The sequence below is a fragment of the Hydrogenothermus marinus genome (assembly GCF_003688665.1).
Classification (GTDB): domain Bacteria; phylum Aquificota; class Aquificia; order Aquificales; family Hydrogenothermaceae; genus Hydrogenothermus; species Hydrogenothermus marinus.
Map to the genome: position 1 here is coordinate 64,446 of NZ_REFO01000013.1, position 21,288 is coordinate 85,733.

The following is a 21,288-nucleotide window of genomic DNA, read 5'->3' on the forward strand; positions in this document are numbered from 1 at the left end:
TTAAGGTATTTTTATTTACCAAATAAAACAGCGTTTGATTAGAGGTATAAATTATGACTGGATATTTTGCTTTGGTTATATTTTTCTTAGCTGCTACAATTGTTGGGGTTGCAATGCTTATTATAAACAGACTTATAGCTCCAAAAGCACCAACAAGCTTAAAAGAATATCCTTATGAGTGTGGAGTACCTCTTTATGATAAAACAGCTCAAACCAGTTTAGATCAGAAATACTATCTTTTAGGGCTTTTGCTTGTTTTATTTGATCTTGAAGCGGCTTTTGTATTTCCTTGGGCAGTAATATACAAATCATTTGTAAGTGTTAATGCAGGACTTATTTTTGTAGAGATGTTTTTATTCTTAACTATATTAATATTTGGTTTTATATATGCTTGGAAAAAAGGAGCGTTAAAATGGCAATAATAAATAATAATGGGATAATATTAACAACAGCTGAAGAAGTTTTAAGCTGGGGTAGAAGAAACTCTTTATGGCCAGTATCTATAGGCCTTGCTTGTTGTGCTATAGAAATGATGCATACTGCTGCATCAAGATTTGATACAGATAGACTTGGAATAATATTTAGAGGCTCTCCAAGACAGTCGGATGTTTTAATTGTTGCAGGTACAGTTGTAAATAAAGTTGCTCCAATGTTAAAGCTTATATATGATCAGATGCCTGAACCAAAATGGGTAATATCTATGGGAGGATGTGCCTCTGCAGGTGGACCTTTCCCAACTTACTCTACACTTCAAGGAGTTGATAGAATAATTCCAGTTGATGTATATGTTCCAGGATGTCCTCCAACACCTCAAGCATTACTTTGGGGAATACTTGAACTTCAAAAGAAAATAAAAGCTAAAAAAGAAGGTAAAGAATTTAAAGAAATTCCAATAAAACAAGCAGCCCCTTCTTTTCCTATAAAAAAATAGGCTTCACTGCCTATCCTTTTTTAAGGGGTATATATAATTGCTCTGGATTGAAGAAGATAAAATATCTTTTTTAAAAGAAAAATTTCCTAATTTAGTGTTTAAAAAAAATAAGGAACTTTTTTATTTAGAAATAGAAAAAAATCAGCTTATTCCTCTCTTAAAAGAACTTAAAGAAAATTCAGAGCTTCAGTTTAAGATGTTTATAGACTTTACAATAGTTGATTATCCACTTCATAAACCAAGATTTCAAGGGGTTTATTTTCTTTATTCACCACTACATAAAAAAAGGATATGTATAAAAACTTGGGCAGAAGATGAAACTTTACCTTCTTTAATTAATTTATGGAAAGGAGCAAAATGGGCAGAAAGAGAAGCTTATGATATGTTTGGTATTTCTTTTGAAGGACATGAAAACCTTGTAAGAATGTTTATGTGGGAAGGTTATAAATATTTTCCACTTAGAAAGGATTTTCCAAAAGAAGGTATAAAAGATACATATCTACCATCATTAAATGAAAGAGGAGAAGAATATCCTTCTCATGATTATGAAGAATATCATACTGCAGTACCTACTCTTGAAGATTTAGAAAAAACAGAAAAAGCAAGATTAGAAAAAAAGGCTCAGATTGTTTTAAACTGGGGACCATTACATCCTGGAACACATGGGACAATATGGTTTTTATTTGATTTAGAAGGAGAAAAGGTTAAAAATTGCGATATTATTCTTGGACAACTTCATAGAGGGATAGAAAAATTATCAGAAGATATTACATACACTCAGATAATACCATACACTGATAGAATGGATTATATATCTGCAATATGTAGTAATGTAGCATATGTAAATGCAGTAGAAAAACTACTTGATGTTGAGGCTACAGAGAAAGCAAAATGGATAAGGACTATGATGTGTGAACTTCAAAGAATAAACTCACATCTTTTATGGCTTGGTACTTATGCACTTGATCTTGGAGCCTTAACAATTTTCTTATATACCTTCAGAGAAAGAGAAAAATTAATGGATATTATTGAAGGTATTGCAGGAATAAGATTAAACTCTTCTTATATAAGAATTGGAGGAGTTAGATTAGACCTTCCTGAAGGTGCTTTAGATGTTATAGAGCATTTTGTAAAAGATTTTCCTGAAAAACTTAATGAATATGAAACTATATTAACTAAAAATAGAGTATGGCAAAAAAGAAATATAAATGTAGGGATTATTACAGAAGAAGATGTTTATCAGTATGGATTAACGGGTTCAGTAGCAAGAGCATCAGGAGTACCTTATGATATTAGAATGATACAACCTACAGATAAATATGATGAAGTAGATTTTGAGGTACCTCTTGGAACAGTTGGAGATTCTTATGATAGATATTTAGTTAGAATGGAAGAAATGAGACAAAGTTTAAATATAGTAAAGCAATGTGTTGAAAAACTTAAAGAGCTAAAAGATGATAAACATATAGCAACTGATAACCCTTATGTACTTCCAACATTAGAGGAAACTTTTGTATCAATAGAATCTATGGTTAAAGATTTTAATCTTAGAATATATGGTGAACAAGCTCCAGAAGGAGAGATATATTTATCAGGAGAAAATCCAAGAGGAGAACTTGGATTTTATATAGTAAGTAAAGGAGAAGGAAAGCCTTATAGACTTAGAATAAGGTCAGGGGCTTTTTATAACCTACAAATATTTCCAGAACTTATAAAAGGAAGAACAATAGCAGATGCAGTAGTTTTACTTGGTAGCCTTGATCCTGTTGTAGGTGAAACAGACAGATAAAATGTAATAAAATTTTAAAAAATCTATTTAGGAGAAATTAATGTCTTTAAAAGAAAAAATTGCCGAATTTTTAGCAACAGGTTTTTATGTAGGGAAAATACCAGTTGCTCCTGGTACCATTGGAACTCTTGTAGCTATACCTATTATGTTTATATACTGGAATAAAGGAATATTACCTCATATTTTCATTACATTGTCTATTTTTTTTATAGGACTTTGGGCTTCTACAGTTGTAGTCGGAGAAAAAAAAGAAGATCCAGATTATGTTGTTATAGATGAGATAGCAGGATATATGGTTTCTATGATAGGAGTACCTTTTAATCCTTTATATCTTGCAATAGCTTTTGTTTTATTTAGATTGTATGATATTTTTAAACCTCCTCCAATAAAAAAGTTTGAAGAACTTCCATCAGGTCTTGGTATAATGGCTGATGATATTGTGGCTGGATTATATGTTCTTGTAATAATGCAGATATTAATTCATTTTTTCAATATTTAAAAAGAGGTGAGAAATGATAACTTATAAAGATGCAGGTGTTGACATAGAAAAAGCTGATAAATTCGTACAGCAGATAAAAGGATTTGTAAAAGAAACTTTTAATAAAAATGTAATTACTCCAATTGGTGGTTTTGCAGGAGCATATCTATTAGAAGTAGCAAAATATAAAAATCCCGTAATTACATCTTCCACTGATGGAGTAGGAACAAAACTAAAAATTGCCCAAATTATGGATAAACATGATACAGTTGGAATAGATTTAGTTGCAATGTGTGTAAATGATTTAATAACTACAACTTCAAAACCTTTGTTTTTTCTTGATTATATAGCTACTGGAAAACTTGAACCTCAAACAGCAGTAGATATAGTTAAAGGAATTGCAGAAGGATGCAAACAAGCTGAATGTGCATTAATAGGTGGAGAAACTGCAGAAATGCCTGGAATGTATAAAGATGGAGAATATGATCTTGCAGGATTTTCTGTTGGAGTTGTTGAAAAGGATAAAATGGTTGATGGTTCAAGGACAGAAGAAGGAGATATATTAATAGGTTTAGCATCTTCAGGTATTCATAGTAATGGATATTCTTTAGTAAGAAAGTTGATAGAACTAAAAGGTTATAAATATACAGATTATATAAAAGAGTTTGGGAAAACCCTTGGAGAAGAACTTTTAACACCAACAAAAATATATGTAAAATCTGTTTTAAAGCTTGCTGAAGAAATAGATATAAAAGCTATTGCTCATATTACAGGTGGCGGAATAGGTGGAAATTTAATAAGAGTTTTAAATGATAATATTACTGCTGTTATAGAAGAAGGAAGTTGGGAAATATTACCAGTATTTAAATGGATAGAAAAAGAAGGAAATGTGCCAAAAGAAGAGATGTACAAAACATTTAATATGGGAATTGGTTTAATAATAGCTGTTTCTGAAAAAGATAAAGATAAAGCAATTAAAATACTTGAAGAAAATAGAGAAAAAGCATATATAATAGGATACTTAAAAAAAGGAGAAAAATCTGTCCAGATAATATAGATGATATATAAATATTTATTAGAAGAAGCAAAGAAAGTTTTAGATAAAAACTGGACAGGTAGTTATACAGTCCCTTCTATACATCTATATCCTCACCAATGGAATTGGGATAGTGCCTTTATTGCTATAGGATATTCAAGATACGATACAGATAGAGCTATTCAAGAGTTAGTTTCTCTTTTTGAAGGTCAATGGAAAAATGGAATGCTTCCTCATATAATTTTTAATGAAAAAAATCTTGGTAAATATTTTCCAGAACCAGATTTTTGGCAAACTGAAAATTTAGAAATATCTCCAGATAATAAATTAACATCAGGAATAACACAGCCTCCTATCCACGCATTTGCTGTATTGAAAATTTATGAAAATGCAAAAGATAAAGAAAAAGTTAAAGAGTTTATAAAATGGATATATCCAAAACTTATTAAAATGCATAAGTATTTCTATCTTGAAAGAAATCCTATGGACAATGGACTTGTTTATATAAGACATCCTTGGGAATCAGGAATGGATAACTCTCCAATGTGGGATGTTATTCTTGAAAGAATAGATATAAATAAAATAAAAGTGCCTAAATTTGAAAGAAAAGATAATAAAATAATAGATTCTTCCCAAAGACCAAAAGATGAAGATTATATAAGATATATATATCTTGTAAACTTATTTAAAAAATTAGATTATGATGAAGAAAAGATATATAAAGAATGTCCATTTTTAGTTATAGATCCTTTATTTAATTCAATACTTAATGCATCAAATCTTGCTTTAATAGAACTTGCTAAAATTATTGGTGAAGATTATGGACAGCAACAAGAATGGTATATTCAAACTTCAAGGGCAATTAGAGATTTATTATTTGATAAAGACAAAAAAATATTTTTTCCATTTGATTTAGTAGAAAATAAATTAATAAAAGTAGAAACAGCTGCAGGATTTATGCCATTATTTTCAAAATCTGCATCTGATTATCAAGCAAAGCTTATTTATCAATATCTTAATTCTCATAATTTTTGTAAACTTTATGATAATACATGTTTTGCAGTTCCTAATTTTGATAAAACAAAGGAAGGTTTTAACAGTAAAAATTACTGGAGAGGTCCTGTTTGGATAAATATTAATTATCTTTTATACCATGGATTAAAAAATTATGATTTTGAAGAGTATGCTTACCATGTTGAAAAAGATATTTTAGAACTTCCACTTAGATTTGGATTTTATGAATATTATGATTCTGAAACAGGTATTGGTTATGGAACAAAGGACTTTTCATGGACAGCAGCTTTATTTATAGATATGGTTTATGAGTATGAAAAAAGAAAAAACAAAAGATTTATTTCTAAAAATATTGAAAATAAAATTTTTAATAATTCTAAAAAAGATAAATTTTTAGATACAAAATTAGCTTTACAAAAATTTAATATATTTTTTGAAAAACTTATAAAAAACAATGTTGAAGATTTTGTTGTTAATTACAAAAAAATAAGTATATCTCCAGAATACAAAATACTAAAAGAAACAGTTAAGAATTTTCAAAAATTTAATTTTAATTATTTAGATACGGAAAATAAGAAAAAAGCTTTTTGGATAAATATTTACAACTTTATGGTTATAGATTTTATTATCTCTTTAGATATTAAAGAATCAGTTATGGAAATAGATAAATTTTTTGAAAGACTACATTATAAAATTGGAGATTATATCCTATCCTTAGATGATATTCTTTATGGAATTTTAAAATCAAACTCTGAAAATCCATTTACAGGAAAGAAACAGTTTATAGATAAAAATCCATTAATTCTCAAGGAAAAAGATAATAGAGTAATATTTACCATAACTCAAGGAGCAAGAAGTTCACCTGCTTTAAGTTTTTATAATTATACAGATTTAGATAAACAGATTGATAATGCAACAAAAAGATTCATAAGAGGTTCAGAAATATTAATAGTTCCTGAAAAAAATAGCATTTTTATATCTAAACTATTTGACTGGCATAAAGATATATTTAGGAAAAATAATGATAAAATAAAGTTTATAGCCAAATATATAAATGATGAGAAAAAAAGAGATTATTTAATAGAAAAAAAAGACATAAATATAAACTACTTTTATTTTAACTGGGCATTAAATGATTAATAAGGAGATAGAATGAGCTGTAATATTGTTGTTCTTGCGTCAGGTAGAGGCAGTAATTTAAGGGCTATCATAAAAGGAATAAAAGACGGAAAGATTAACGGAAATATATCTCTTGTAATATCTAATAAAAAAGATGCAGGCGCTTTAAAAATAGCTAAAGAAAATGGAATAGAAGCAAAATTTTATGATCCTGCTTTTTTTGCATCAAGAAGAGGATATGATATTTACATAGCGGAAAGAATAAGAAAAGAAAACCCAGATTTAGTAGTACTTGCTGGATATATGAGAATTTTATCAGATGAGTTTGTAGAAGCATTTGAAGGTAAACTTTTAAATATCCATCCATCATTAATCCCAGCATTTCAAGGATTGAAAGCCCAAAAACAAGCAATTGAGTATGGAGCAAGATTTACAGGTTGTACAGTACATTTTGTTGAAAAAGAACTTGATAATGGAGCAATAATAATTCAAGCAGTAGTTCCTGTTTTACCTGATGATACAGAAGAAACCCTTTCTGAAAGAATTTTAAAATATGAGCATAAAATATATCCGCAAGCTATAAAATGGTTCTGTGATGGAAGAATTAAGAAAAATGGTAGAAATGTTATAATAGAAAATGCAAAATATGGGGAGGTTCCTGTAAATCCTGCATTAGAGGATTTTTAAATCATGGAAAGCTTTGACCAGATAAAAAAAGATTTTGATTTTACACCTAAGGATGAAGAAAGATTAAAACAATTAAAACCAGTTATGGAAAAATATCTTGATGAATATATAAATGAGCTTTATGATTTTATTTTTAGACTTCCAAAAGCAAAACAATACTTAAAAAACGAAGAAATTATAAACAGACATAAGAAAAAATTAAAAGAATGGTATCTTGATTTATTTAGTGGTGTTTATGATGAGAGATACTTTGAAAAGTTACATAAAGTTGGGGAAGTTCATGATAGTTTAGGAGTGCCAACTCATTATATAAATGCTTCTTTTAACTTTACTAGAAGATTTTTTATAAGAAAAATAAATGAAGAATTTGGCTATTCAAGAGAAAGGAATCTTTATGTTGAATCTGTAGGAAAAATCTTAGATATAAATTTAGATGTTTTTACAAAATCGTATATAGAAGAAGAAATTTCCAGATATATGGAATTTTCCAGACTTGAAAAAAAATTAATAAAAGCAGCAAAAAGATTCAAAGACTTTTTAGATTTAGCATTACTTGTTTCTTTAATATTTATTTCCTTTTTTGTTATTGGATTATTAGGGTTTGATGTTTATAAATTTGTAATTGGTGAAGTTCATTTTGAAGAGGGAATTATTGCAACTCTTGGTAGTTTATTAATTTTATGGGCAGTTGTTGAACTTATGGGAGAAGAGATAAAGCATTTAAAAGGTGGAGGTTTTGCTCTTACTGCATTCTTAGGTGTTGCTCTTGCAGCAGTAATAAGAAAAATACTTATTGCCTCTCTTTCACCAGAAGATACAAAAAAGCTTTTAGCTTATGGAATAATTTTACTTATAATAGGTATTGTTTATTATTTATTAAATAAAAATGTGAAAAAAGGAGATTAATATGAAAAAATTTTTAAGCTTATTTTTATTACTTTTAGTTATTACTGGATATTCCTATGCTCAGGAAAAATTAGCTTATGTGGATCTTATTAAAGTAATGAACCAATCAAAAACAGGACACAATTTAAGAAAAGAGATAGAAGATAAATTTAATTTTTATAAGCAAAAAATAAAAGATATGCAAAATCAGATTGAAGAAATAAAAAAACAGCTTGAAAGTCCACTTTTAAGTGATAAAGCAAAATCTGAAAAACAGGCAAAAATAAGAGAGCTTGAAAGACAGATAAGAAATCTAACAATAGAAGCTCAAACAAAACTAAATAAAATGAAACAAGATGCAGAAAAACAGTTAATAGAAAAAATAAAACTTGCTGCTAAAGAATATACAGATAAAAATAATACAGATATTATTTTCACAAATGGACTTTATGGGGCTATTTTATATGCATCAAAGAAGATAGATATTACAGATAAAATAATTAAACTACTTGATAAGGAAGAGAAATGAGATTATTAAAAATAGCTGAGATTTTTAATGGAAAACTTTATAACTTTAAAGAAGATAAAGAGATAACAGGAGTTTCAAGTATATTATCAGCTAAGGAAGGAGATATATCTTTTATTTCAGAACCAAAATTAAAGGCGTTAGCAAAAAAAACAAAAGCTACTGCAATATTTGTAAAAGAACCTATAGAAGATGCAGATATAGTACAGATAGTTGTAGAAAATCCACAAGTAGCATTTTATAAGTTAATAGATATTTTATATCCAGAAGAAGAGATAAAACCGAGAAAAGCAAAAACTGCAAAAATAAGTAAGAAAGCAAAATTAGGAGAAAATGTTTACATAGGTGATTATGTTGTAATAGAAGATAATGTAGAAATAGGGAATAATACAATTATTCATCCATTCACATACATAGGGAAAAATACTAAAATAGGAAATGACTGCATTATATATCCAAGAGTAACTATATATAAAGATACAATTATTGGAAATAGAGTAATAATACATTCTGGTTCAGTTATAGCTTCAGATGGATTTGGATATTATCAGGAAGACGGAAAGCATAAAAAAATAAAACATATTGGAAAAGTAGTAATAGAAGATGATGTTGAAATAGGAGCAAATGTTACTATAGATAGAGCAATGCTTGATGAAACAATTATAAAAAAAGGAACAAAAATAGATAATCTAACAATGATAGCCCATAATGTTCAAGTAGGAGAAAATACAATATTAGTTTCTCAGGTTGGAATAGCCGGAAGTTCAAAGATAGGAAATAATTGTATTCTTGCAGGTCAAGTAGGAGTAGCAGATCATATAAAAATTACTGATAATGTAATTATAACTGCAAAATCTGGTGTAGGAAAAGATATATTAAAAGCAGGTGTTTATGGTTCTGGAATTAATGCTATAGAATGGTCAAGATGGAAAAAAATACTTTTTTATTTATATAGGCTTAATGAATTATTTAAAAAGGGCAGATAGCCCTTTTATGTTAAAGCAGTAGATATTTTTTCTATGTTTCCAGTAGCAAGTAAAATTCCAAGAGCTATAAGTAAAATTCCTCCAATAATTTCAACAATCTCAAAAAATCTTCCAAATCTTTGAACCATTTTCAAAAATCCTGTCCATAAAAGACCAGCAAGTATAAATGGAATTCCAAGGCCTACAGAATAAAAAGTAAGTAGAAGCATACCTTTAGAAACTGTACCTTCATTCATTGCTATCATTAATATAGAACCAAGTATAGGACCAATACATGGAGACCATCCTGCTCCAAAAGTTAAACCTACAATAAATGAGCTTATACTAGAAGCTTTCCCACTTTTTTCAACTTTAAACTGCCTATATAAAAATTCATGAACTTTAAAATAATAAAGAGCCATAACAATAGCCCAGATGCCAACAAATATAAAGAATGTATTTAGAGATATAAGACCAAATGTATAAAGTGCTACAAATAAAAGACCAACTGCAATAGCTATCTTTTCAAAATTAGGCTTTAAAAATAAACCTGTAAAATGGATACCAAAAAATACAACTAAAGCACCACCAATCTCTGCTATATATTTTTTATACTCAATAAAAAACTGGCCAATAAAAGATGCAGAAGCACCCATTAAGATAAATACTGTAGAAAAACCAAGGACAAAAAATAAGATAGGTATTATAGCTTTAAAATTAAATTTCTGTTCTTCAGAGATATTTGCACTTACCCCTGTAATATAAGAAAGATAAGCAGGAACAATAGGAAGTACACAAGGAGAAACAAAACTAAGCAGTCCTGCTATAAAGGCAGTCCATAATGTAATATCTTGAAACATACCATTTACCTCACTTTAAAAATTTATTTATATATTTTCTTAATCTTTTCAAAGAAGTCTCTCCAAAAAAGATTTTACCAATTGTTAAATCTTTTCTTATAATATATATTATTGGAGTACCTATTATTCTGTAATCTTTTACAACTTCAAGATTCCCAATTAGCACAGGAATATCAAAACCCCATTCATCTTTTATTTTCTTTACTTCATTTAAGTCTTTTGTATCTATAACAATAGCATAAAACTTTACAGGTTTATCTTTATACTCTTCTTGTAAGAAGGATATTTCTGGAAGTTCTTTTTGACAAACACCACAAGTAGTAGCCCAAAATATTAAAACAACTACATTTCCTTTCAAATCTTGAAGGTTAATAACTTTACCATCTTCAGATTTTAGTTGAAAATCAGGAGCTTTTAATCCTTTTGCTATAGAAATATTAATAACAGTAATTATTAAAAATAATATATATATGAACTTTCTCAATTTATAAACCTCCAAACTATGATAACTTATTTATATATCATTAATTACAAGAGGTCAATGGTAATGAATACTAACTTAAAAATAAAAAGATTTGATGGTAATAAAGAAAAAATAGAAGAATATAATATAGATATAACAGAAAGAACTACAATCTTAGAAGCTTTAATATATATAAAAGAAAATATAGACCCAACTTTATCATTTAGAGCTCAATGTAGAGCAGCAATATGTGGAACATGTGCTGTTAAAGTTGGTGAAAAACATCTGCTCGCTTGCAAAACAAAAATAAAAGATTTAAAAAAAGAATTTGGAGAAATACTAATAGAGCCTCTTTCAAATATGCCTGTAATAAAGGATTTAGTTGTTGATCATAATGAATTTATTAATAAACTTAAAGATATAAAAGCTTGGTTTATTCCAAAAGAAAATTTTGAACCTGTTTATCCTGAAGATCTTAAAAGGTTTGAAAAAGAAACAGATTGTATCTTATGTGGTGCATGCTATAGTGCTTGTCCTGCATTTGAATCAGATAAAGAGTTTGGAGGACCAATAAATTTTGTAAAAGTTTTTAGATTTTGGAAAGATAAAAATGATGCACTTGGAGATGAAAGAATTGTGTTAGCAGAAAAAAATCATATTACAAGCTGTGTCCATTGTAAATTCTGTACTTTTATATGTCCAAAAGAAATTCCGGTGGAAACAGATATTACCCAAATAGAATTTTATGGACAACAAAAAGGTATTATAAAGAAGAAGCAGGATTTTGGATTTGGTTTTGGTTTCCCTAATTTTTAGTTTGGTATTGAATACCTTTCCATATAAATATTTAATAAGTTATGAAGAATAACCACTATTATAGGAGCTACAAATATTCCTATAAATCCAAATAAGTTTAAACCTCCAAGAATAGAAAAAAACATAATAGCTGGATGAATATTTGCTTTTTCTCCAATTACTATAGGTTTAATAATATTATCTACAGTACTTATAACAAATGTTCCCCATAATGAAAATAAAACAGCTGTTATTATTCCTTTAGAAAAAAGCAGATATATAGCTATAGGAACCCAAACAAGAGAAGCACCACCTATAGGAATGAAAGATGCAAAAAATGTCATTATTGCCCAAAATAAACTAAAAGATATTCCTGCAAAAAAATAACCAATAAAAGATAAAATTCCTTGTGCTAAAGCTGTTAAAAAAGAACCTAACACAATACCTTGTATAGCCTGATAAGAAGAATTTACAATATAGTTTTTTTCTTTTTCATGTAAAGGTACAAGTTTATAAATCCATTTATAAAAATTTTCTCCATCTTTAAATAAGAAAAAAATTGTAAAAAGCATTAAAACAATTCCAAAAATTAAAAAAGCTATATTTAAAAATATAGCCTTACTTTCTGCCATAAGAAACTCAGATACAAAGGAAAGAATATTCTTAAGCAAAGACCGTATATCTATCTGTGTATTAAAATTAACTGTTATATATTTTTGAATATCAGAAACAAAAGGAAGACTCAAAAATATCTTTTCTATGCTTTGTGCTTTTGATATCTTTTTTAAAATCTCTGGATAAAGAGCCATAAATTCATTAATAAAAACAGTAATTATCAAAATAGAAGGAATAATTATAAAAAGTAATACTAAAGCTGATAATATAAGAGAAGATAAAATATCTGATTTTATATAAGAATTTAATCTTTTATAAAGAGGATATAAAATTATAACAATAAAAGCTGAAAGCAAAAAAATCTTAACAAAAGGTAAAAATAAAAAATAACCCAAGCCTATAAAAAAGGCAAGGGATAAAAAGAAAAATATATTACTTATATTACTACTCTGATTCACTTAAAAATTACTCTTCTCCTTTTTTTAAAGCTCCTGCCACAAATGCTAAAACTGCAGTTACTATTGCAAAAATTGTCATAATGATGAAAGCTTCCCAAGGACCACCCATTTTTCAAACCTCCTTATGAAAAATACATTTAACTATTATTTAAATACTTTTTTAAGTTTTGTGCAACCCTTAAAGGTATTCCAAGTTGGACAAGCTCTTTTTCAGATGCCAAAGCAATATTATCAATAGTTTTGTAAGTTCTGTATAAAATCTCTTTTCTTTTTTTACCTATTCCTTCTACATTATCAAGTACAGATTTTAAACCTTCTTTTTCTCTTAGTTTCCTATTATAGCTTATAGCAAATCTATGTGCTTCATCTCTTATAGTTGTAAAAAGTCTTAAAAGTAGAGGATATTCATAAAGATGAACTTGTTTGTTATCATCTGTATATATAATTTCCTCTTTCTTTGCTATTGAAAAGATTCTTAAATCTTTTATTCCAAGAGCATCTTTTACTATTAATCCTTGTTTTAAATGGCCTTTTCCTCCATCTATTAATAGAAGTTCTGGAGGATTTTCTTCTTCTTTGTATTTTCTTAATCTTCTATAAAGCATTTCTCTCATAGAGGAATAATCATCAACACCTTTCACTGTTTTTATTTTATATCTTCTATACTTTCTTTTATTCATTTTTCCTTTTTCCCAAATAACACAAGAACCAACGTTAAAATTTCCTTGCAAAGTAGATATGTCAAATCCATCTATTCTTTTTGGAAGATTAAAACCAAATACTTTTTTAAACTCTTTTTCTAAAATATCTAAATTTAGGGACTGATTTTCTATATTTCTTTTTATAAACTCTTTAATTTCAGAAATTATATCTGTATCTATAATTACTTCTTTATTTTTAACTTGTTTTATCCATTGTTTTAGATTAATTAAATCTTCAAAATTTATATTTACTACAATCTTTTTTGGGATAAAGTTTCCTTTTTTGTAATAATCTATTATTGCTATAGGAATATCTGATTTTTCTATATTTTCTATTTTTAATTTATCTTTTCCTAAGATTCTATTTCCTCTAACAATTACAATATAAAGCTCATTATTAAAAAAATAAAAAATATCCGCTTCTTCTTCAGGAATACCAACAACCTGTTGCTTTCTTACTATATTCTCAAGAGCTGTAATCTGATCTCTTACAACTGCTGCTTTTTCAAAAAGCATTTTTTCTGTGTATTCATTTATACGATCATAAAGCTCATATATAATCTTTTTTACATTTCCTGATAAAAAAGCTTTTGCTGATTTTACATCAAGGTTATACTCTTTCTCTGATATTTTATTTCCACATGGTGCAGAACAAAGACCTAAATGATAATCAAAACATATCATATCTTTCTTAGGCATAGTTTCACATGTTCTAAGTTTAAAAATTTTATGGATTAACTCTTTCATAGCTCTTGCTGTTCTTGCAGGAATAAATGGACCAAAATACTCTCCTTTTATCTCACCAAATTTGCGACTAATTTTAACTGTAGGATACTCTTCATCTGTAATTACAAGCATAGGATAAGAAGAACCTGATTTAAGTCTTACATTATATTTTGGTTTATACTGCTTTATTAACTCATTTTCTAAAACAAATGCTTCATAATCAGAAGATGTTATTAACCACTCTAGATCTGTAGACTGCTCAAATATTTTTTGTTCTTTATAATCTATTTTTATAGATTGAAGATGATTTTTTAATCTATTTTTTAGATTTTTTGCTTTTCCTATGTATATATATTCTTTCTTATTTTTAAATATATAAACTCCTGACTTTTCAGGAGCATTTTCTATTTTTTCTATTAATTTTTTATAAGCTACAACATCCTTCATCTTCAATAAACTGAATTGTCTCCATTATATTTTCAAAATTTGGAAGATTTTCTCCTTCTGCCATATAATTTATTACTCCATATCTATCAATTAAAATAAGAAATTCATCTTTATTTTTTATATCTATTTTATCTAATAAATCTTTTGTTAAAATCTGAATATAATCTATTAGTTTTATCCCTGCTTTTTCAAGCTCTTCTTCTTTGTCTGATAAATCAAGTTTTGATGATTTGTATATTATTATATGCCATCTATTTCTTAAATCGTAAGAGCTTTTTCCTTCAATACCATCTAAAAACTCAAAATATGGGACAGTTTGTCCAACCTTTACTTTCATTTTTTCTCCTATATATTAAAAGTATTCTCATTACCAGATGATAAAATATTATAAAGTATAAAATATTAGTCAAGATGAGATTTTATATAAAAATTTTCCTTTATTTGCATTAAATATAATTTTAGTCAGTAAAATCAAATTTAAAGGAGAAAGTTATGGAAAACAAAAAAGTTTTATCAGAAGAAGAAATAAATAACTATTTAAAAAATTTAGAAAATTGGAAAAAAGAGTTTAAATGCATTACTGGAAGGTTTTATATAGAAGATTGGAATACAATTACACAGTTTTTAAAGCATGTTGCTAAATCTATAGAAGAGACAAATCATCATCCAGATATAATTTTTCATACTGCAACAAAAACAATAACAATATCTACAACTACCCATAGTGAAGGAGGTATTACTCAAGCTGATATTGACCTTGCAACTAAAATAAATAATTTCTTTAAAAAAGAATAAAAAGGTTATAATAATGAAAAAATAGGTGAGGTTTTATATTGCAAATAAAAGGTAAAGATTTAGAGCTTTTAATATCTGAGTCTGAAATTCAAAGAAAGGTTAAAGAGTTAGCAGAAAAAATAAGTAAAGATTTTCAAAATGAAGAACTTTATGTAGTTGGAATTTTAAAAGGTTCTTTTATGTTTTTTGCAGATTTAGTTAGAAATATAAATTTAAAACTTAAAATAGATTTTATGCAAGTTGCTTCATACCATACAAGTATGGAAAGTTCAGGAGAAGTAATATTTGTAAAAGATTTATCAGTAGATATAAAAGATAAAAATGTATTGATTATAGATGACATTATAGATACAGGAAGAACTTTAAAAGCTTTAGTAGAGGCTTTACAAAAAAGAAATCCAAAAAATTTAAAAACTTGTGTACTTTTAGATAAAAAAGAAAGAAGAGAAGTAGATTTTGATGCTGATTATAGCGGCTTTATAATTCCAGATAAATTTGTTGTTGGTTATGGTCTTGATTGGGCAGAAGAAGGAAGAAATTTAAAAGAGATATATTGCATTAAAGATTAATTATCTTATAATTATTAGTAATTATTACTAATAAGTTTTGGAGGAAATAATGAGAAAATTAATAATATTTGATACAACTTTAAGAGATGGAGAGCAAGCTCCCGGATTTTCTATGACTGTTGAAGAAAAAGTTAGAATGGCAAAACAACTTGAAAATTTAGGAGTTGATGTAATAGAAGCAGGTTTCGCAGCTGCATCAAAAGGTGATTTTGAAGCAGTGAATGAGGTAGCAAAAGAAGTAAAAGATTCTATAGTTTGTTCCTTAGCAAGAGCTTTACATTCAGATATAGAAAAAGCAGGAGAAGCGTTAGCTCCTACAGAAAGGAAAAGAATACACACATTTATAGCAACATCACCTATACATATGGAATATAAATTAAGGATGACTCCTGAACAAGTTTTAGAAAAAGCAGTAGATGCAGTTAAGTTTGCAAGAAATTTTACAGATGATGTTGAATTTTCCGCTGAAGATGCAGTTCGTTCAGAAAGAGAGTTTTTGTATAAGGTTTTAGAAGCAGTAATAGATGCAGGAGCAAAAACTGTAAATATTCCAGATACAGTTGGATATTCTATACCTGAAGAAATGGGACAATTAATAGCAGATATTATAAATAATGTTCCTAATATAGACAAAGCAGTAATAAGTGTTCATTGTCATAATGATTTAGGCCTTGCAGTAGCGAACTCCTTAGCTGCTGTAAAAAATGGAGCAGGTCAAGTACATGCAACAATTAATGGAATTGGTGAAAGGGCAGGAAATGCAGCTTTAGAAGAAGTTGTAATGGCTATAAAAGTTAGAAAAGATTATTTCAAAGATGTTTATACAGATATAAATACAAAAGAAATTTACAAAACAAGTAGATTGCTTTGTAGATTAACAGGTAGTTTTGTGCAACCTAATAAAGCAATAGTTGGAGATAATGCATTTGCCCACGAAGCAGGAATACATCAACATGGTTTACTTGCTAAAAGAGAAACTTATGAGATTATGAAAGCTGAAGATGTAGGAGTACCATCTTCAAAAATTGTGCTTGGTAAACATTCAGGAAAACATGCTTTTAAAACAAGACTTGAAGAACTTGGATATAAAAATCTAACTGATACAGAGATAGAAAGACTATTTGTAAAATTTAAAGAGCTTGCAGATAAGAAAAAAGAAGTTTTTGATGAAGATATTGAAGCTTTAATATTTGATGAGTTATTTAAATCTTATGAAGAAATAAAATTAAAGCAGTTTCAGATAGTAAGTGGAGATAAAGCTATACCAACAGCAACAGTAAAACTAAATATCGAAGGGGAAGAAGTAATTTCAACTTCATGCGGTGATGGGCCAGTAGATAGCGCTTTAAAAGCTTTAGAAAAAGCATTAGGGGTAAAAAGTAGATTAAAAGATTACTCTATAAGATCTTTAAGTCAAGGAAAAGATGCTATGGGAGAAGTTAGAGTTGTTATTGATTTTGATGGAGAGGAAGTATCAGGGAAAGGAACTTCTACTGATATTATAGAAGCAAGTGTAAAAGCTTATTTAGATGCTTATAATAGATTTAAAGCAAGAAAAGCTTTTGCAGAATATAGAATAAAGGAGGGTATTTAATGAAAAAGATCCTAGCTTTAGTTTTAGCTTTAAGTTTTGTATCTTTTGCAGGAGAAAAGAAAGCAAATTTAAAAGATGTAATGCTTAAAATGGAAGAAAGTACAATTAAGATATTAAAAGGCTTTTTAAGAAATCAACCAAATCTTATCTTAGAAGGAGCAGAATATATAAAAAATCATCCAGATATTACACAGCAAGTTTTAGAATATGCAAAACCTGAAAGAAGAACAGAAGGTTTTAAAAAATATACAGCAGAATTTGATAAATTTGTAAGAGAAGAAGCATCAAAAATAGAAAAATACATTAAAAACGGAAACAAAGCTAAAGCTTCTGAGTATTTTGCTCAAATGTTAGATAGATGTAATGGTTGCCATGCAGTATTTAGAGGATGGTAAATTACATTTTTTGATTTTTTAAATAAGATATTTCTGCTTTTCCTTTGGATTTTAAATCTTCTATATTATTTAATAAATTTTCTTTTAGGTTTTTTATTTTTTCTAAAATTTCCTGGATCTTAGATAACAAATCTTTGGATTTTGAAAGCTTTAAACTTGAATAATTTTCCAAAATATAATTTGAATCTTTTATTAATTCATCTAAGGTTTTAGTATCAATTTCTTTTTTTTCTATAACTTCATTCAGCTTTTTTAAATGTTTATCTATTATAGACTTTAGTTCTTCTTCATTCATTTTATTTTTTCTTTAGCCTCTTTAAATCCTTCATAAATAGGTGTTAATACTCTAATAATATTATCTATATTTTCAGTGCTATTATTTAAATTTGCTTTTAAAAGCTCTTGCAGACAAAAATCGTAAATCTGATTAAGATTTTTTGCAATTTCTCCACCTTTTTCAAAATCTAAAGAAGCTTGAAATAAAGATAATGCTTTATTTATTTTACTTATCATAGTAGCTTTTTGTTTTATATCATTTTCTTGTATTGCTAATTTTACTACATTTAACGCACTTAAAAGTTCTTCGTATGCTTTTACTAAAGCATCTTCTGAAGATAAAGTTTCTATATCATATTTGTTGTATTGCTCATAAGGATTAGTCATATTCTATCTCCTATCCTGATGAATTAGATGTTCCTGAATTTTGTGTAAATCCTGCTAACCTAGCTTGTATTTCTTGCATCTGCGACATATATACTTCAAGTTTTATAAATTGTTGTCTCATTATTTCAATCTGTTTATTTATTCTTTCTTGAGTAAATTCTATTCTATCATTTATATAATTTATCTGCTTATCATATCCCTGACTTATATTATCAGTTGTGTCTATATAATTATTTACATAAGTATCTAATTGGGTTGCAAAATCCTGTAATATAGTTTGTGCATCAGGTCTATTCATAAATTCTTGGAATTTAGTAGTATCCAAGGATAATTTCCCATGTTCCCCAGTAGCTCCAGATTCTATAAATCCATATTGACCAAGATTATCTAATATAGTATTTGCTATACCTGAAACCATTCTTAAAAATGTACTTTCTCCAGAAAGAGGTTGATCTTTTCCAGTTAAATTTTGAACTAAATCTAAAAGAGAATTATATGTATCTACAATCTTTTGTATATTATCTTGTATTGATTGATAATCATTACTTATATTAATGTCTGTTGTCCCTATTTGATTAACTGTTATACTTACTCCTGTAATAATATTTTCAAATGTATTAGTTGAACTTGTAAAATCTATACCATTTATATTTATCTGTGCATCTTGAGCAGCTACAGTCTCATAGGTTTTTGTACTATTTTCGCTAAAAATACCTGCAGAATCGTCGCCAGGATTTGCTGAATCATCAATGCCAGTTATTGCATTAGCAGTACCTGTATTTTTTGAGGTTATAATAAGTTGATAATCTGGCGATGAAGATGTTCCTAAATTTATTATAGAAGCTTGGAGATCTCCAGAATTATTATTTATATCGTCCATAATATCTTTAAGAGATTTACCTGTATAATCTACACTATAAGAGGTAGCTGTTCCATCTTTAAGATAGTTTATTGTTAATGTACCTGATCCTGAAAGGGTTGCATTAAAATCAGAAATAGTACTTACTGTTCCAACTTTATAGCTACTTGCTTTTGCAAGTTGCGAAACAGTTAATGTATATGAGGCATTTACTGCATCAGTTGTTACAGAAACATCAGCAATATTAGGATTTGATAAATCTGCCACCTTAGTTTGATATGTTAAACTACTTTTTAAAGCAGATACTGGATCAGAAAATGCTTTTAACTGATCTGCTATTTCTGAAACAGCACTTTTTTTCTGAGATAAAGATTGTTGATCATACTGAAGTTTTTGAATAGAAATAGACATTAACTCTTGATACTTTTGAAGTATTGATTGGTAATCAAAATTATCATTTCCTAAACCACTTAAATATATTTCTCCAGCCATTATTATTACTCCTTATTGTAAGAAAACAATTTAATTAAGCCTTTTCATTAAATAAAAGTCCTGTTAGTTCATCTAAATATTTGGCAATTTTTAAAACAACTTCTGGAGGAATTTGTCTTATAACTTGATCTGTTTCTTTATCAACAATTTTTACAACTTTTATACCTGTATCTTTATCAAACTCGATTTTTAACTGAGAATCTAACATTTTTAACTTTTCATTTATTTTATTAGCAGCATTAACTATATCTTCAGGAGAATGAACATCAGCTTTTTTTGTTTTTTCATCTAACTGATTTTCTTTGGTTTGTTCTAATATTTGCTTTTCTGATGCTTTTTGAATTTCTATATTTTGAGAATTCATACTACTTAAAGCTTGATTTTGTACTGCTTTTATATCCATAGCAATTGCCTCAAAATTAGTTTAACACTAAATATAACCCTTTTATAGATTAGAGACAACCCTAATCTATAAAAGGGAGGAGATAAAACCTCCCTTTAAAATTATCTAAGAAGTTGTAAAACCATTTGAGGAACTTGGTTTGATTGAGCAAGCATAGCAGTACCAGATTGCATAAGTATTTGATATTTAGTAAAGTTAGACATTTCTTCTGCCATATCAACATTTCTAATTCTTGATTCTGCTTCTTGAGTGTTAATTCTTTGTGTTTGATTATTTGATATTATCTTTTCAAGTTCTATTTGGTATGAACCTACTTGTGCATTTAAGTTGTCTAATGCTTTTATTAAATTATCAACTGTCTGAACAGAAGCATTTGCTTTTGATTGGGCAGTAACATCTATAACATAACCTGTACCTGTACCAATAGCAACAGCTGAAGCAGCTGTACCTGTTGAACCTGCAGCAGCACCTGCAAATCCTATAGCTAATGTTAATTCTTGATTTGTTCTTCCTCCATAATGTATTACAAAGGAAGCTTTTCCTACACCACTAACCGATCCATTAGCAGCATTAACTACACCACTTCCGAAAATTTTTAAACCATTAAATTCTGTATCTGAGAATATTTTGTCAATAGCATCTACTAAATGATTTATATCCTGTTGTAGTTGTGCTCTTGCATTTGAATCTAAAGTATTAGACGCTTGAATAGTTTTAGATTTAATATCATTTAAAATATTGTAAACTTCTGTTAATGAACCTTGAGCTATTTGGGCTATTGATACCCCATCTTGTGCATTTCTTGTTCCTTGGTTTAAAGAAACTGCATAAGTTTTCAACTGATCTGCAATATAAAGTCCTGCAGCATCATCTGCTGCTCTGTTAATTCTGTAACCACTAGCAAGTCTTTCAAGTGACTTGTTTAAGTTGTATTCTGTTTTTCTTAAATTGTTTAGGGTGAAATCTGATTGGTAGTTGTAATTAATTCTTAAAGCACCCATTTTTATTACCTCCTAAATTTAA

At 27.8% G+C, this 21,288-nt stretch carries 25 protein-coding genes; 15 read left to right on the forward strand and 10 right to left on the reverse strand.

All coding sequences use genetic code 11. The features are described from left to right. The first annotated feature begins 53 nt into the window (after positions 1-53). The 10 genes from CLV39_RS06355 to lpxD are packed head-to-tail and all read left to right on the forward strand — an operon-like array spanning position 54 to position 9,451. Positions 54-422: an NADH-quinone oxidoreductase subunit A gene (locus CLV39_RS06355; protein ID WP_121923403.1), complete on the forward strand. Its 369-nt coding sequence runs from the start codon at positions 54-56 to the stop codon at positions 420-422. Next, positions 413-931: a NuoB/complex I 20 kDa subunit family protein gene (locus tag CLV39_RS06360; RefSeq protein WP_121923404.1), complete on the forward strand. Its 519-nt coding sequence runs from the start codon at positions 413-415 to the stop codon at positions 929-931. Before CLV39_RS06355 ends, CLV39_RS06360 begins: the two co-directional genes overlap by 10 nt. Before the next feature lie 37 nt (positions 932-968). After that, entirely contained in the window at positions 969-2,720 is a 1,752-nt protein-coding gene (nuoD, locus tag CLV39_RS06365) for an NADH dehydrogenase (quinone) subunit D (RefSeq protein ID WP_121923405.1), read from the forward strand. A gap of 40 nt (positions 2,721-2,760) precedes the next feature. Next, the gene (locus tag CLV39_RS06370; protein ID WP_121923406.1) at positions 2,761-3,219 is read left to right on the forward strand and encodes a phosphatidylglycerophosphatase A family protein; all 459 of its coding nucleotides are present in this window, start codon (positions 2,761-2,763) and stop codon (positions 3,217-3,219) included. 16 nt (positions 3,220-3,235) lie between these two features. Further along, entirely contained in the window at positions 3,236-4,255 is a 1,020-nt protein-coding gene (gene purM, locus CLV39_RS06375; protein WP_121923520.1) for a phosphoribosylformylglycinamidine cyclo-ligase, read from the forward strand. Beyond that, complete coding sequence (locus CLV39_RS06380; protein ID WP_121923407.1) at positions 4,256-6,388, forward strand: MGH1-like glycoside hydrolase domain-containing protein; 2,133 nt, start codon at positions 4,256-4,258, stop codon at positions 6,386-6,388. Positions 6,389-6,400: 12 nt separating this feature from the next. Next, entirely contained in the window at positions 6,401-7,054 is a 654-nt protein-coding gene (gene purN, locus CLV39_RS06385) for a phosphoribosylglycinamide formyltransferase (RefSeq protein WP_121923408.1), read from the forward strand. A gap of 3 nt (positions 7,055-7,057) precedes the next feature. Further along, positions 7,058-7,960 carry a protoglobin domain-containing protein gene (locus tag CLV39_RS06390; RefSeq protein ID WP_121923409.1) on the forward strand — a complete coding sequence of 301 codons (903 nt, stop codon included), beginning with the start codon at positions 7,058-7,060 and terminating at the stop codon, positions 7,958-7,960. 1 nt (position 7,961) lies between these two features. Beyond that, positions 7,962-8,468 (forward strand): OmpH family outer membrane protein, encoded by a 507-nt coding sequence (locus CLV39_RS06395; RefSeq protein ID WP_121923410.1) that lies wholly within the window; start codon positions 7,962-7,964, stop codon positions 8,466-8,468. Further along, a complete protein-coding gene (gene lpxD / locus CLV39_RS06400; RefSeq protein WP_121923411.1) occupies positions 8,465-9,451 on the forward strand; it encodes a UDP-3-O-(3-hydroxymyristoyl)glucosamine N-acyltransferase in 987 nt (328 codons plus the stop codon). Before CLV39_RS06395 ends, lpxD begins: the two co-directional genes overlap by 4 nt. A gap of 5 nt (positions 9,452-9,456) precedes the next feature. Here the strand turns inward: lpxD and CLV39_RS06405 are convergent, their stop codons facing one another. Further along, positions 9,457-10,290, reverse strand: a complete 834-nt coding sequence (locus CLV39_RS06405; RefSeq protein ID WP_121923412.1) for a cytochrome c biogenesis CcdA family protein — start codon at positions 10,288-10,290, stop codon at positions 9,457-9,459. A gap of 10 nt (positions 10,291-10,300) precedes the next feature. Continuing rightward, positions 10,301-10,774 carry a peroxiredoxin family protein gene (locus CLV39_RS06410; protein ID WP_121923413.1) on the reverse strand — a complete coding sequence of 158 codons (474 nt, stop codon included), beginning with the start codon at positions 10,772-10,774 and terminating at the stop codon, positions 10,301-10,303. Positions 10,775-10,837: 63 nt separating this feature from the next. Between CLV39_RS06410 and CLV39_RS06415 the strand changes: the two genes are divergently transcribed. Then, positions 10,838-11,569, forward strand: coding sequence for a succinate dehydrogenase/fumarate reductase iron-sulfur subunit (locus tag CLV39_RS06415; protein WP_121923414.1), 732 nt, complete (start codon positions 10,838-10,840; stop codon positions 11,567-11,569). Here the strand turns inward: CLV39_RS06415 and CLV39_RS06420 are convergent. The 3 genes from CLV39_RS06420 to CLV39_RS06430 form a co-directional block, all read right to left on the reverse strand. Continuing rightward, positions 11,566-12,621, reverse strand: a complete 1,056-nt coding sequence (locus tag CLV39_RS06420; RefSeq protein ID WP_245960339.1) for an AI-2E family transporter — start codon at positions 12,619-12,621, stop codon at positions 11,566-11,568. The two genes, CLV39_RS06415 and CLV39_RS06420, sit on opposite strands and share 4 nt — an antisense overlap. 137 nt (positions 12,622-12,758) lie before the next feature. Further along, positions 12,759-14,495: an excinuclease ABC subunit UvrC gene (uvrC, locus tag CLV39_RS06425; protein WP_121923415.1), complete on the reverse strand. Its 1,737-nt coding sequence runs from the start codon at positions 14,493-14,495 to the stop codon at positions 12,759-12,761. Next, a complete protein-coding gene (locus CLV39_RS06430; RefSeq protein ID WP_121923416.1) occupies positions 14,473-14,832 on the reverse strand; it encodes a hypothetical protein in 360 nt (119 codons plus the stop codon). Before CLV39_RS06430 ends, uvrC begins: the two co-directional genes overlap by 23 nt. A gap of 155 nt (positions 14,833-14,987) precedes the next feature. Between CLV39_RS06430 and CLV39_RS06435 the strand changes: the two genes are divergently transcribed. The 4 genes from CLV39_RS06435 to CLV39_RS06450 are packed head-to-tail and all read left to right on the forward strand — an operon-like array spanning position 14,988 to position 17,848. Then, positions 14,988-15,290, forward strand: a complete 303-nt coding sequence (locus CLV39_RS06435) for a 4a-hydroxytetrahydrobiopterin dehydratase (protein WP_121923417.1) — start codon at positions 14,988-14,990, stop codon at positions 15,288-15,290. Between the two features lie 38 nt (positions 15,291-15,328). After that, positions 15,329-15,859, forward strand: coding sequence for a hypoxanthine phosphoribosyltransferase (gene hpt, locus CLV39_RS06440; RefSeq protein WP_121923418.1), 531 nt, complete (start codon positions 15,329-15,331; stop codon positions 15,857-15,859). 49 nt (positions 15,860-15,908) lie between these two features. Next, complete coding sequence (locus CLV39_RS06445) at positions 15,909-17,453, forward strand: 2-isopropylmalate synthase (RefSeq protein ID WP_121923419.1); 1,545 nt, start codon at positions 15,909-15,911, stop codon at positions 17,451-17,453. Continuing rightward, a complete protein-coding gene (locus tag CLV39_RS06450) occupies positions 17,453-17,848 on the forward strand; it encodes a cytochrome c (RefSeq protein ID WP_121923420.1) in 396 nt (131 codons plus the stop codon). Before CLV39_RS06445 ends, CLV39_RS06450 begins: the two co-directional genes overlap by 1 nt. Before the next feature lies 1 nt (position 17,849). Here the strand turns inward: CLV39_RS06450 and CLV39_RS06455 are convergent, their stop codons facing one another. The 5 genes from CLV39_RS06455 to CLV39_RS06475 all read right to left on the reverse strand — a co-directional run bounded on the left by CLV39_RS06455 (position 17,850) and on the right by CLV39_RS06475 (position 21,266). Beyond that, positions 17,850-18,143, reverse strand: coding sequence for a hypothetical protein (locus CLV39_RS06455; protein WP_121923421.1), 294 nt, complete (start codon positions 18,141-18,143; stop codon positions 17,850-17,852). Further along, a complete protein-coding gene (gene fliS / locus CLV39_RS06460; protein WP_121923422.1) occupies positions 18,140-18,511 on the reverse strand; it encodes a flagellar export chaperone FliS in 372 nt (123 codons plus the stop codon). The genes CLV39_RS06455 and fliS overlap by 4 nt, the downstream gene beginning before the upstream one ends. A 10-nt stretch (positions 18,512-18,521) precedes the next feature. Beyond that, on the reverse strand, positions 18,522-19,862 hold the full coding sequence (fliD, locus tag CLV39_RS06465; protein WP_121923423.1) for a flagellar filament capping protein FliD: 1,341 nt from the start codon (positions 19,860-19,862) through the stop codon (positions 18,522-18,524). A gap of 34 nt (positions 19,863-19,896) precedes the next feature. Further along, the gene (locus CLV39_RS06470) at positions 19,897-20,265 is read right to left on the reverse strand and encodes a flagellar protein FlaG (RefSeq protein WP_121923424.1); all 369 of its coding nucleotides are present in this window, start codon (positions 20,263-20,265) and stop codon (positions 19,897-19,899) included. Positions 20,266-20,366: 101 nt separating this feature from the next. Then, entirely contained in the window at positions 20,367-21,266 is a 900-nt protein-coding gene (locus CLV39_RS06475; protein WP_121923425.1) for a flagellin, read from the reverse strand. Positions 21,267-21,288 lie beyond the last annotated feature (22 nt).